This window comes from Micromonospora sp. NPDC048871 (assembly GCF_043198155.1).
Taxonomy (GTDB): domain Bacteria; phylum Actinomycetota; class Actinomycetes; order Mycobacteriales; family Micromonosporaceae; genus Micromonospora.
Map to the genome: position 1 here is coordinate 365,841 of NZ_JBICUM010000005.1, position 11,166 is coordinate 377,006.

13 protein-coding genes are annotated in these 11,166 nt (G+C 71.3%); 1 reads left to right on the top strand and 12 read right to left on the bottom strand.

Annotated elements, in window-relative coordinates:
- Positions 1 to 5 precede the first annotated feature (5 nt).
- The 12 genes from ACGFIK_RS15210 to ACGFIK_RS15265 are packed head-to-tail and all read right to left on the bottom strand — an operon-like array spanning position 6 to position 10,190.
- Entirely contained in the window at positions 6 to 422 is a 417-nt protein-coding gene (locus tag ACGFIK_RS15210; RefSeq protein WP_393339780.1) for a RidA family protein, read from the bottom strand.
- Positions 419 to 1,132: a 2-keto-4-pentenoate hydratase gene (locus ACGFIK_RS15215; protein WP_393339783.1), complete on the bottom strand. Its 714-nt coding sequence runs from the start codon at positions 1,130 to 1,132 to the stop codon at positions 419 to 421. The genes ACGFIK_RS15210 and ACGFIK_RS15215 overlap by 4 nt, the downstream gene beginning before the upstream one ends.
- Entirely contained in the window at positions 1,129 to 2,151 is a 1,023-nt protein-coding gene (dmpG, locus tag ACGFIK_RS15220) for a 4-hydroxy-2-oxovalerate aldolase (RefSeq protein WP_393339785.1), read from the bottom strand. The genes ACGFIK_RS15215 and dmpG overlap by 4 nt, the downstream gene beginning before the upstream one ends.
- A complete protein-coding gene (locus tag ACGFIK_RS15225) occupies positions 2,148 to 3,059 on the bottom strand; it encodes an acetaldehyde dehydrogenase (acetylating) (protein ID WP_393339788.1) in 912 nt (303 codons plus the stop codon). Before ACGFIK_RS15225 ends, dmpG begins: the two co-directional genes overlap by 4 nt.
- Positions 3,056 to 3,910 carry a 2-keto-4-pentenoate hydratase gene (locus ACGFIK_RS15230; protein WP_393339790.1) on the bottom strand — a complete coding sequence of 285 codons (855 nt, stop codon included), beginning with the start codon at positions 3,908 to 3,910 and terminating at the stop codon, positions 3,056 to 3,058. The genes ACGFIK_RS15225 and ACGFIK_RS15230 overlap by 4 nt, the downstream gene beginning before the upstream one ends.
- Positions 3,907 to 5,424 carry a 2-hydroxymuconic semialdehyde dehydrogenase gene (locus ACGFIK_RS15235; RefSeq protein WP_393339793.1) on the bottom strand — a complete coding sequence of 506 codons (1,518 nt, stop codon included), beginning with the start codon at positions 5,422 to 5,424 and terminating at the stop codon, positions 3,907 to 3,909. Before ACGFIK_RS15235 ends, ACGFIK_RS15230 begins: the two co-directional genes overlap by 4 nt.
- A 13-nt stretch (positions 5,425 to 5,437) precedes the next feature.
- Positions 5,438 to 5,686: a EutN/CcmL family microcompartment protein gene (locus ACGFIK_RS15240; RefSeq protein WP_102658970.1), complete on the bottom strand. Its 249-nt coding sequence runs from the start codon at positions 5,684 to 5,686 to the stop codon at positions 5,438 to 5,440.
- On the bottom strand, positions 5,686 to 6,012 hold the full coding sequence (locus tag ACGFIK_RS15245) for a BMC domain-containing protein (RefSeq protein WP_013733319.1): 327 nt from the start codon (positions 6,010 to 6,012) through the stop codon (positions 5,686 to 5,688). The genes ACGFIK_RS15240 and ACGFIK_RS15245 overlap by 1 nt, the downstream gene beginning before the upstream one ends.
- Positions 6,013 to 6,033: 21 nt before the next feature.
- Positions 6,034 to 6,324 (bottom strand): BMC domain-containing protein, encoded by a 291-nt coding sequence (locus ACGFIK_RS15250; protein WP_013733320.1) that lies wholly within the window; start codon positions 6,322 to 6,324, stop codon positions 6,034 to 6,036.
- 20 nt (positions 6,325 to 6,344) lie between these two features.
- Positions 6,345 to 7,172, bottom strand: coding sequence for a 2-amino-5-chlorophenol 1,6-dioxygenase subunit alpha (locus tag ACGFIK_RS15255; RefSeq protein WP_327026405.1), 828 nt, complete (start codon positions 7,170 to 7,172; stop codon positions 6,345 to 6,347).
- Positions 7,165 to 8,154, bottom strand: a complete 990-nt coding sequence (locus ACGFIK_RS15260; RefSeq protein ID WP_013733322.1) for a tRNA U-34 5-methylaminomethyl-2-thiouridine biosynthesis protein — start codon at positions 8,152 to 8,154, stop codon at positions 7,165 to 7,167. Before ACGFIK_RS15260 ends, ACGFIK_RS15255 begins: the two co-directional genes overlap by 8 nt.
- On the bottom strand, positions 8,151 to 10,190 hold the full coding sequence (locus ACGFIK_RS15265) for a hydantoinase B/oxoprolinase family protein (RefSeq protein ID WP_327026404.1): 2,040 nt from the start codon (positions 10,188 to 10,190) through the stop codon (positions 8,151 to 8,153). Before ACGFIK_RS15265 ends, ACGFIK_RS15260 begins: the two co-directional genes overlap by 4 nt.
- A 144-nt stretch (positions 10,191 to 10,334) precedes the next feature.
- On the opposite strand from ACGFIK_RS15265, the gene ACGFIK_RS15270 reads away from it, so the two are divergent.
- Positions 10,335 to 11,162, top strand: coding sequence for an IclR family transcriptional regulator (locus tag ACGFIK_RS15270; protein ID WP_327026403.1), 828 nt, complete (start codon positions 10,335 to 10,337; stop codon positions 11,160 to 11,162).
- The last annotated feature ends 4 nt before the right edge of the window (positions 11,163 to 11,166 follow it).

Sequence of the window (11,166 nt, forward strand, 5' to 3'; positions counted from 1 at the left end):
CTGCCTCAGCGCGGCGGCAGCAGCGCTATCCCCTGCATCTCGATCAACAGGTGCGGGTGCGGCAGCTGGTGCACCGCCACGGTGGTGCGCGTCGGCCCGGCCTCGTCGAAGCACTCGGCGTACACCCGGTTGTAGCCGCCGAAGTCGTTCATGCTGACCAGGTAGGTGGTCACCTGCACCAGGTCGGACAGCTCCGCGCCGACCTCGCGCAGGATGTCGCGCATGTTCTCGATCACCGCGCGGGTCTGCACCTCGATGTCCAACGAGGTGGTGCCCAGGGCGTCCACTGTCGCACCGGCGATCGTGTTGTCGGGGCGGCGGCTGCTCGTACCGGAGACGAAGGCGAACCCGCCGGCGACCTTGACGTGCGGGAACCGGCCACGCGGCACGGCCTTGCCGGCGACTACCCGGGCCCCGCTCATGCCGACGCCCGCAGCGAGACGGTGCCGAGCTGCTCGACCGTGACCCGGATGTGCGCGCCCGCCGTCAGGGGCACCGCGGCGGTCGCCGCGCCGGCCAGCAGCACCCAACCGTCGCGCAGATCCCCGGCGAGGCGGGCCGCCTCGGGCAGGGCGCGGCGCGGGTCGCCGAGGATCGCCGCGGTGGAGCCGACCTGCGCGACCCGACCGTCGACCTCCATCAGCACACCGAGGTTGTCCAGGTTGTCGGGCACCGGACGCCACGGCCCGACGACGAATCCGGACGCGGAGGTGTTGTCGGCGATCACCTCCGGCAGGGTGAACCGGAAGTCCCGGTACCGGGAGTCGATGAGCTCGACGGCGGGGGCGACGGCGGCGATCGCGCCGCCCTCGATGAGGAACGCCACCTCCGGCTCGACCTTCGGATGGATGTGTCCGGACAGGTCGACCGTGCCGCCGTCGGGAATGTGCATCGCGTCGGTGAGCCGACCCCAGATCACCTCGTCGACGCCCATCTGGGTCATCTTCGCGCGGCTGGTCAGGCCCAGCTTCACCCCGACCACCGCCTCGCCACGGCCCACCCGGCGGGCCACCAGGGCGTCCTGCACCTGGTACGCGGTGGCCACGTCGAGTCCGGCGTCGGCACCGAACTGGGCGAGCGCGGTCCGCGTCACGGCGGCCTCGTCCAGGCGGGCGGCGAGGGTGTCGATCACTGCGGGTCCTTCCCGGCGTCCCGGACCAGGTCCAGCGCCACGTCGACGATCATGTCCTCCTGGCCGCCGACCATCTTGCGGCGGCCCAACTCCAGCAGGATGGTGCGCACGTCCACGCCGTACCGCCCGGCGGCGCTCTCGGCGTGCCGCAGGAACGACGAGTAGACCCCGGCGAAGCCGAGCGACAAGGTTTCCCGGTCCACCCGCACCGGCCGGTCCTGCAACGGACGCACCAGATCCTCGGCGGCGTCCATCAGCGCGAACACGTCACAGCCGTGCTGCCAGCCGTTCAGCTCGGCCACCGCGATGAAGACCTCCAGCGGGGCGTTGCCCGCCCCGGCGCCCATCCCGGCCAGCGAGGCGTCCACCCGGCGCACCCCGTGTTCGACCGCGACGAGGCTGTTGGCCACCCCGAGGGACAGGTTGTGGTGGGCGTGGATGCCGATCTCCGTCGTCGGATCGAGGACCTGCCGGTACGCGTCCGCCCGCTGCGCCACGTCCGCCATGGTCAACCGGCCACCGGAGTCGGTGATGTAGACGCAGTGTGCCCCGTAGGACTCCATCAGTTTGGCCTGCGCGGCGAGCCCGGCCGCGTCGTTCATGTGGGACATCATCAGGAACCCGGACACGTCCATGTCGTTGTCCCGGGCCCAGGAGATGTGCTGGGCGGAGATGTCGGCCTCGGTGCAGTGGGTGGCGATGCGCACACTGGTCACCCCGAGGGCCTTGGCCGCCTTCAGGTCGGCGATGGTGCCGATGCCGGGCAGCAGCAGGGTGGTCAGTTTGGCGTTCGTCATCACCTCGGCCGCCGCCGCGATCCACTCGGCGTCACTGGCCGCGCCGTGGCCGTAGTTGACACTGGATCCGGCCAGCCCGTCGCCGTGGGCCACCTCGATGGCGGCCACCCCGGCGGCGTCCAGGGCGGCGGCGATGGTCCGCACCTGGTCGACCGTGTAGCGGTGGGCGATGGCGTGCATGCCGTCGCGCAGGGTCACGTCCTGGATGTAGAGATCGGTCACGACGAGACCATCCGTTCGGCCGTACGCAGCGCGGCGCTGGTCATGATGTCAAGGTTTCCGGCGTACGCGGGCAGGTAGTGCCCGGCACCGGAGACCTCCAGGAACACGGAGACCTGCAGGCCGACAAACGACCCGCCAAGCGCCGGCACGTACGTGTCCACCTCGGTGAACTGCACCTGCTGCTTGAGCCGGTAGCCGGGCACGTACTGCTGCACCGTGGCCACCATCGCCTCCACCGAGGCGGCGATCGCGGCCCGGTCGGCGTCCGGATCAGGGCACAGACAGTAGACCGTGTCGCGCATCAGCAGCGGCGGCTCCGCCGGATTCAGCACGATCACCGCCTTGCCCCGGCCCGCCCCGCCGACCACCTCGATGGCCCGGGCGGTGGTCTCGGTGAACTCGTCGATGTTGGCGCGGGTGCCCGGACCGGCCGAACGGGAGGAGATCGAGGCCACGATCTCGCCGTACGCCACCGGCGAGACGGCGGCGACGGCCGCGACGATCGGCACGGTCGCCTGACCGCCGCAGGTCACCATGTTGACGTTGCGCTCGCCCAGGTGGGCGTCGAGATTCACCGGCGGTACGACGTACGGGCCGATGGCGGCCGGGGTCAGGTCCACCACCCGACGGCCGTGGGCGCGCAGCACCGCGTCGTTGTGCCGGTGCGCGCCCGCGCTGGTGGCATCGAAGACGATCCCGACGTCGGAGAACTCCGGCATCGCGACGAGCCCTTCGACCCCCTCGGCGGTGGTGGCCACCCGGAGCCGGCGGGCCCGGGCCAGACCGTCGGAGGCCGGGTCGATGCCGACCATCGCCACCATCCGCAGGCTCTCGCTGAGCCGCAGCACTTTGATCATCAGATCGGTACCGATGTTGCCGGAACCGATCACCGCCACGCCGGTGCTCATGCCGAGCCACCTTTCGTTCTCGACTGCGGGGCTCGCAAAACCGGCTCACTCCTCGCGCTCACGGGGCCCGAGGAGAAGCAGGCCCGGACGCTGCCCAGGCCGGAGATCCGGGCCTCGTACGCCGCGCCCGGGGTCACCGCCACCATCGGTCCGAGCGCGCCGGACAACACGGTGTCCCCGGCCCGCAGCGGTCGACCGTTCGCGGCGAGGGTCCCCGCCAGCCAGGCCACGGCGTGCAGCGGATTGCCCAGGCAGGCCGCCCCGGCCCCGACGGAGACCGGCTCGCCGCCCTGCTCCAGTACGGCACCGCAGAGCCGCAGGTCGACCTCGCCCAGCCGGCGCGGACTGGTGCCGAGCACGTACCTGCCGCTGGAGGCGTTGTCGGCCACCGTGTCCACGATGGAGATGTCCCAGTTCGCGATCCGCGAGTCGACGATCTCGATGGCGGGCAGCAGGTGGTCGGTGGCCCGCACCACGTCGGCGACGGTGACCTGGTCGTAGGGCAGGTCGCGGCCGAGGACGAAGGCGACCTCCGCCTCGACCCGCGGCTGCAACAGGGTGCTCGGGTCGATCTCGGCACCGTCCGGGACGGCCATGTCGGCGAAGAGGACACCGAAGTCGGGCTGGAAGACCCCGAACGCCTCCTGCACCGCCCGCGAGGTCAGGCCCACCTTCGCCCCGACCAGCCGGCGACCCTCGGCCAGCCAGTCGCTGACCTGGGCCTGCTGCACGGCGTACGCGGCGGTCAGGTCGCCGGTCGGCAGCAGGTCGTCGCGCAGCGGCTGACAGGCCACCCCGGTGTCGTACGCCTGGCGCAGCGCTGCGGCCGCGCCCTTGATGTCGGCGGTCATCCGAGGTCCACGCAGACGTTGGTGAGTTCGGAGTAGAAGTGCAGCGAGTGGGTGCCGCCCTCGCGTCCCACGCCGGAGGCCTTCACCCCGCCGAACGGGGTGCGCAGATCCCGCAGGAACCAGGTGTTCACCCAGACCAGTCCGGCCTCCAGCCGTGCCCCGGCCCGGTGCGCCCGACCCACGTCGCGGGTCCACACGGTGGCGGCCAGGCCGTACTCGCTGTCGTTGGCCAGCGCGAACGCCTCGTCCTCGTCGTCGAACGGCGCGATGTGGCAGACCGGCCCGAAGATCTCCTCCCGCATGGTGCGGGCGTGCCGCCCCAGTCCGGTCAGGACGGTGGGCTGCACGTACGAGCCGCCGTCGCGGCCGTCGCCGAACACCGGCACACCGCCGCCAGCCAGCACGGTGGCCCCCTCGGTGCGGGCCAGGTCGTAGTGGCCGAGCACCTTCTCCCGGTGCTTGGCGGAGATCAGCGGCATCGTCATCGTCGCCGGCTCGGACGGCCAACCGAACGCCAGTTCCTCGGCCCGCTTCGCCAGCCGGGCGGCGAACTCCTCGAAGACCGGCCGCTGCACGTAGATCCGCTCGGTGCACAGGCACACCTGGCCACCGTTGGTGAAGCTGGACCGCACCGAACCCTCGACGGCCGCGTCCAGGTCGGCGTCGGCGAAGACCAGCCCGGCGTTCTTGCCACCCAACTCGAAGCTGACCGCCTTCACCCCGTCGGCCGCGGCCCGCATGATCGCCGATCCGGTGGCGGACTCGCCGGTGAAGGTGATCGCGTCGACCCCGGGATGGCGGGTGAGGAACTCACCGGCGGAGTCCGGGCCGAAGCCGTGCACCAGGTTGAACACCCCCTCGGGCACCCCGGCGGCGGCCATCACCTCGGCCAGCACGGTAGCCGAGGAGGGCGTTTCCTCGCTGGGCTTGACCACCACGGCGTTGCCGCAGGCCAGGGCCGGGGCCACCTTCCAGGTCAGCAGCAGCAGCGGCAGGTTCCACGGCACGATGATCGCCACCACGCCGACCGGCTTGCGGACCGCGTAATTCAGCGCCCGCCCGCCGGTCGCGGTGACCGTGGTGAACGACTCCGTCGGGGTGGCCGTGATGATGTCGGCGAAGGCCCGGAAGTTCGCCGCACCCCGCGGAATGTCCAGGGTCCGGGCCTGGGCCACCGACTTGCCGGTGTCGGCGACCTCGGCGGCGACCAGGTCGTCGAAGCGGCGTTCCAACTCGTCGGCGACCCGGCGCAGCACAGCGGCCCGCTCACCCTCGCCCATGGCACCCCACGGGCCGCGCAGCGCGGCCCGAGCGGCGGCCACCGCCGCGTCCACGGTGGCCGCATCGGCCTCGGCGACGTGCAGCAGCGTCTCGCCGGTCACCGGCGACACCTTCGCGAACGAGGTGCCGCCGGTGACGAACTCACCGCCGACGTAGTTCGGTAGCAGCAGATCGCCGCTGCGGCGCCCGTCGATCAGGCCGCTCGGCCAGCGGGTGGTACGCCCGGATGTCATGGGCCTGGTTTCCCTATCGTTCGGTGGTGGAGTCAGCGACGAGCGCCACGACGGCCGCGTCCGCCGTCGGCTCGCCCGTGGCCGCGGCGGCCGCCTCGTCGGTGGCGACCAGCACGACGGTGCCGACGCCGACGTTGAGCGGGTCGATCGCGACCAGGTCGGGCCCCTCGGTGCGGGGCCGGACCAGCACCAGCCGGCGGCCCTGCAAGGTCGGCAGGATCTTGTCCGGCCAGACCTTGGCGACGACCTCACCGAGAATCATCAGCCGTCTCCCCGCAGGCTGGCCATGACCTCGCGGATGCGGGCGGCCTCCGGGTCCTCCAGCAGCGCCGCCGTGGTGGGGTGCGGCTTGGGGTACACCTGCGAGCTGCGCAGCTCGCCGTGCTGCCGGATGGCGGCCTCGCCGGCGGCGACGGCCTGCCGGACGGCGGCGAGGGTGCCCTGCACGGCGGCGGCGAGGTAACCGCTGGTCACCCGCTCCACGGCGATGCAGCGCACGTCCGCAGTCTTGATCATGGCTTCGATCCCGGCGGACAGGGCCACCACGCCCCGGGTCTCGACGATGCCGATGGCGATGTCAGAAGGCATGTTCGGTTTCTCCTTACCGGGTCAGTTGCCGACGAGGCGGGGGTCGACGGCGAGCGCCGACACCGCGTCACAGGGGCTGGCGAAGACGATGGAACGCACCTTCCGGCTCTTGGCCTTGGCGGTCTCCTCGCCGATGTCGACGGCCTCCTCGACGGTGGCCAGGTCGCCACGCAGGGCGACGGCGACGATGCCGCCGCCGAGGCGCACGACGCGGGTCACCTCGACCTCGGTGGCCTTCACCATCGCGTCGACCGCGTCGAAGATGGCGGTGTAGCCCTCGGCCTCGACGAAGCCGGCAGCCATGTTCCGCATGGGTTCTCCTTTTCCGATGTTCAGGGCAGGTTCCAGGACAGGACGGCGCCGCCGGTGCCCCAGAGCGGTCCGTATGCGTGCAGCTGCGCCGGACCGGCGGTCGCTCCGGCGCCGGCGGCGAACGCCAGTGCGCGGAACTGGCTGTCGGCCTGCGCCTGCCGGGCGAAGTCCTCGCGGATCTTCAGCACCTCGTCGACCTTGCCGGCGGTCAGCAGGTCCAGCACCCGCCGGTTCCAGCGGTCGTGCCCGGGGTCGCTGACGTGATCCTCGTGCGGCTCGATCCATTGCTGGATCAGGCCGGACGACATGCCGGTGACCACGACGACTGCGGCACGTACGCCCGCCTCGCGGGCCGCGGCGGCACCGGCCGCACCGACGTCGGCGAGGGTCTCCGCGTCGGCGTAGAGGTTGCAGGACACCTGCGCCCACCGCAGCTCGCGGTCCGGGTCGAGCAGCGCCGAGGTGACGATGGTGCCGGTGTCGATCGGGAAGCCGTCGTAGCGGGTCCGCCGGGCCTGCATGCCGGCCTTGCTCACGTGCTCGGTCCACCGTTCGGTGAACGGCACGTCGAAGCGCAGGTCGTAGCGAAGTTCGCCGTAGTCGTAGGCGTACCAGTTCTCGTCGACGTGCTCGCCGCGCGGGTTCGGGTCGCACTGGAACTGGTGGCCCAGGACGGTGAACCACTGGGTGGACAGCAGCAGCACCACGTCGGGCTTGAGACGGCGCAGCCGCTCGCCGACATCCCGGGCGGCGGCGGCCAGGTCGGCCCAGCACTGCGCGGGCTTCTCGGCCAGCAGGTGCGGCATGCCGGGCAGCAGCGCCCCGGCGACGATGCCGGTGTCAGCCACGGTGTCCTCCTTCGGGCGTCCACTCGACGACCGCGTTGCCGGTGCCGATGATCGTTCCGTAGCCCATGACGTCGCCGGGCACCTGCGGCCAGCCCATCGCGGCCAACATCCAGGTCAGGCTGCCCGCCTTGGTCTCCGAGGCAGTCGCCTCGATGTGCTCGGTGATCAGCTCGCGCAGCGGCGCGGTCGGCCCTCGGCGGATCGCCTCCAGCAGCTTCATGTCCCAGCGGTACTGGTGGTTGTTGTACGGGTGCTCGCGTTCCATGTCCTCCGGCAGCTCCGGCTCCTCGTGCCAGTGCAGGTGGGACAGGGAGTTGGAGGCCAGCAGCACGGCCCGGCGGCCGGTGCGCTCGACGGCCCGACGGGTCGCCTCGCCCAGCACCTCCATCTCCTCCAGCGACGCCTCGGAGTAGAAGTACGGGTTGTTGTTGGCCGACAGGGACACCACCGGGATGTCCCAGGCCGGGTTGACCAGGTGCAGGGCGCCGATGGTGGCGTAGTCCACCCGTACCCGGGGGTCGTGCAGTTTGCGGGTGACCAGGCCCAGGTCGGTGGCCTCGTCGGCGATGGCCTCGCCCAGCTCCACATCGGTACGGAAGTCGTAGGAGTACCGGAACAGGTGCGGGAAGATCGGCTCGACGGAGACCCCGCGCGGGTTGGGCACGCAGTTGACGTGGTGGCCGACCATCGTGATCCAGTGCGGGGCGTGCACGATCAGCACGTCCGGGCGGTGCACCTCGCGGATGCGCTTGCGCAGCCGCTCGTACGCCCAGCGCAGCACCTCCCAGCCGCCGGTGGACCGCGGCTCGTTCTGCGGCGGGTTCTCCGCGTAGATCAGGTGCGGCGGGTGCGGGCTGAGCACCCCGGCGACGATGCCGGCGCGGGCGGGGGTCGGCTCCGCCGAAGGTCGTTCGGTGGTGTCGTAGCGGCGGGCCCCGCCCGAGCGGGCGGGTGCCACGGGCACGCGGAAGACTCTGCTCATGCCGGTCCCTCCCCGGTCGTGCCCCGGTCGGCCAGCACCCGTACGAACGTGCGCTCGTCGGGTTCGGCGCCGAGGATCTGCAGCCCGTCGTCGTCGAGGGCCAGTTGGTCGTCGGTCAGGTCCGGGTCGTGCCGGACCCAGGCCCGCAGGGGCGCGGGGTGCGGGCCGTGGATCTCCACCAGGGCACCCTCGGCCAGGCCGGCGGCCGGGCCCACGTAGGCCAGCCGTCGCCGGCCGCGCTCCCCGGTGTACGGCTGCCGTCCGTTGACGGTGACCCGCAGCCAGGTGCGCTGCCGGCGCAGTTCCTGCCGGGCCGCCGCGGTCGCGGCCGGATCGACCCGGCCGTCGGTGTCGAAGCACAGGCCGTAGCGGCGCTGGGCGTCGTCGGCGTCCAGGTACCCCTGCGTCACGTCGTCGGCGACGGCGGCGGGTTCACGGTCGAGCGGGTCACCCCAACCGCCGCCGCCGGCGGACTCCATGACGAGCACGTCGCCGGTACGCATGGCGAAGCCGGCGACCTTGCCGGGGGTCTCGAAGTCGACCCGTTCGCCGTCGGCGCGGCGCACGAAGGTGACCGTGGGGGCGCCGGGGCCACCGTGGTGCAGACCGTACGGCGGCACGGTGGTGCGGTCGGTCTGCACGGAGTACGCCCCGGTGCTGGCCAGCAGTCGGGTCTCGCGTCGGCTGCCCAGCCCGCCTCGGCGTGCCCCGTCGCCGCACGAGCCGAGCCGCAGCTCGGAGGCGTCCACGACGATGGGGATCTCCGTCTCCAGCCGCTCGACGGACTGGATGGTGGAGATGTCGCCGAGGTCGACCGGGTTCATCGCACTCGGACCGTCGGATTCGAGGAAGCCGCCGTTGCCACCTGCGGGGTAGTCGTAGTACAGGTAGGACCGGCCGGTGCGTTGGTCCACGCCGCCGATGAGGTTCTGGAAGGTGGTTCCGAATTGGTCGGCTGCGATGAGGTCGGGTGCGACCTGACTCAGCGTGGCCATGACCGCGGAGATGACCCGCTTGCGTACCTCACTGTGCGCGTTGGCGGGCGCGGGGTAGGCGACGTGCACGACCGTGCCGGGCTCGGTGTGCACCCGCAGCGGCCGGAAGGCACCGTGGTTGACCAGGCCGCCGGGGTCCAGCGCGCTCTTGACGGCGATGAAGACCCCGGCCACGGTCATCGCCCGCGAGGAGTTGACCACGGCGGCGACCTGCGTGGAGGAGCCCCGGAAGTCGGCGTCGATCTCGTCGCCGTCGATGGTGAGCACGCACCGCACCAGGGCGGGGTCGTACCGCCCGTCGGTGTAGAGGTCGAGGTAGTCCTCGTAGCGGTAGACCCCGTCGGGCAGTTGCCGGATGCGGTCACGCAGCCGCTGCTCGGTGCGGTCCATGTTGGCGGCCACGCTGTCGAGCAGCAGTTGCGCGCCGTAACGGCCGACGAGTTCGCGCAGTCGTCGCTCGGCGGTGAAGCAGGCGGCGATGCAGCTCTCCAGGTCGCCGCGGCGCTCGTCGGCCATCCGCACGTTGGCGAAGAGGATGGCGTACGCGGCGGCGTTGGGGCGGCCCTGCTCGATCAGTTTGATCGGCGGGATGCGCAACCCCTCCTGAAGGATCTCGGTGGCCTGCCCGGAGACGCTGCCGGGAGTCATCCCGCCGATGTCGGCCCAGTGCATCCGCACGCAGGGGAAGAGGAACAACTCGCCGTCGACGAAGACCGGAGTGATCAGTGTGACGTCGTTGAGGTGACTGCCGCCCCGGTACGGATCGTTGACGATGTACAGGTCGCCGGGGCGCATCTCGTCGGCGAAGTCGGCGAAGATCTCGGCGACGGAGGCCGGCATGGCGATGACGTGCCCAGGCATGTCCCGGCCCTGGGCCACCATCTGACCCTTCGGGTCGAACAACGCGCAGGAGAAGTCCTGTGCGTCGGCGATGACGGGGGAGTGCGCGGTGCGGAAGATCGTCTGGCGCATCTCGCGCACGATCGAGATGAGACCTTCGGTCACGATCTCGAGGTCGATCGGGTTCAACGTCTTGGTCATGCGACGCCTCATGGGTTCCGACTCGTGATGACGAGTGGTTTGGCTTTGACCGCACATGAACCGTAGGGCCCGGCGATCATGGACCATATTGTGGTCCGTGGTTTATATTGTGAAACAATAGCAACGGAGAAGGTGGGAAGCAAGATGTCGCAGGTCGGAGAACTGTCCCCAGCTGCGGAGGGACCGGCCGCCCGGGAATCGGGCACCCAGGCGCTCGACCGTGCGCTCAGCGTGCTGCTGGCCTTCCGTGGCGGCAGCGTCGAGCGCAAGGTCAGCGACGTCAGCCGCGAGCTGGGCTTGCACAAGTCGACCGCCAGCCGGTTGTTCCGGGCGCTCGCCGACACCGGCTTCCTGCAACGCAACGAGGAGACCGGGGCCTACCGGCTCGGGGTCACCGTCTTCGAGCTGGGCGCCCGTTTCCTCGAAGGGCTCGACATGCACGCCCTGGCCCGGCCGCTGCTGCACCAGCTCGCCCAGGACGAGGGGGAGTCGGTCAACCTGTCCATCCGTGACGAGCTGGATGCCCTGTCGATCTACATCGAGCGCGGCACCCGCAACGTGCAGCTCGTCTCCCGCCTCGGTCGACGCATCCCGCTGTGGTGCAGCGCGGCCGGCAAGGCCCTGCTGCTCGACCTGAACGACGAGCAGATCCGCGCCATGTTCGCCGACACCGAGTTCACGCCGCTGACCCCGAACACCATCACCGACCTGGACACCCTCGCCAAGCGGATGCACCAGGTCCGCGAGCAGGGGTGGGCCCTCAACGACGAGGAGAGCGAAGAGGGCCTGCGGGTCGTCGCCGCGCCGGTACGGGACCGGCTCGGCCAGGTCACCGCCGCGATCAGCATCTCCGGGCCGATCTTCCGCCTCGACGAGACCCGGGTCGCCGAACTGGCCGCCGCCGCCGTACGCACGGCGAACGAGTTGTCGCGTCAGATGGGTCATGGCGTGGGTGCGGTCTGGGGGGACTGACCGG

What these genes read in the sequence shown, in the direction of transcription:
- ACGFIK_RS15230 (WP_393339790.1), bottom strand. Translation starts at nt 3,910, where the DNA reads ATGACCGCCGACATCAAGGGCGCGGCCGCAGCGCTGCGCCAGGCGTAC.
- ACGFIK_RS15260 (WP_013733322.1), bottom strand. Translation starts at nt 8,154, where the DNA reads ATGAGCAGAGTCTTCCGCGTGCCCGTGGCACCCGCCCGCTCGGGCGGG.
- ACGFIK_RS15235 (WP_393339793.1), bottom strand. Translation starts at nt 5,424, where the DNA reads ATGACATCCGGGCGTACCACCCGCTGGCCGAGCGGCCTGATCGACGGG.
- ACGFIK_RS15270 (WP_327026403.1), top strand. Translation starts at nt 10,335, where the DNA reads ATGTCGCAGGTCGGAGAACTGTCCCCAGCTGCGGAGGGACCGGCCGCC.
- ACGFIK_RS15210 (WP_393339780.1), bottom strand. Translation starts at nt 422, where the DNA reads ATGAGCGGGGCCCGGGTAGTCGCCGGCAAGGCCGTGCCGCGTGGCCGG.
- ACGFIK_RS15225 (WP_393339788.1), bottom strand. Translation starts at nt 3,059, where the DNA reads ATGAGCACCGGCGTGGCGGTGATCGGTTCCGGCAACATCGGTACCGAT.
- ACGFIK_RS15250 (WP_013733320.1), bottom strand. Translation starts at nt 6,324, where the DNA reads ATGCGGAACATGGCTGCCGGCTTCGTCGAGGCCGAGGGCTACACCGCC.
- ACGFIK_RS15265 (WP_327026404.1), bottom strand. Translation starts at nt 10,190, where the DNA reads ATGACCAAGACGTTGAACCCGATCGACCTCGAGATCGTGACCGAAGGT.
- ACGFIK_RS15245 (WP_013733319.1), bottom strand. Translation starts at nt 6,012, where the DNA reads ATGCCTTCTGACATCGCCATCGGCATCGTCGAGACCCGGGGCGTGGTG.
- ACGFIK_RS15240 (WP_102658970.1), bottom strand. Translation starts at nt 5,686, where the DNA reads ATGATTCTCGGTGAGGTCGTCGCCAAGGTCTGGCCGGACAAGATCCTG.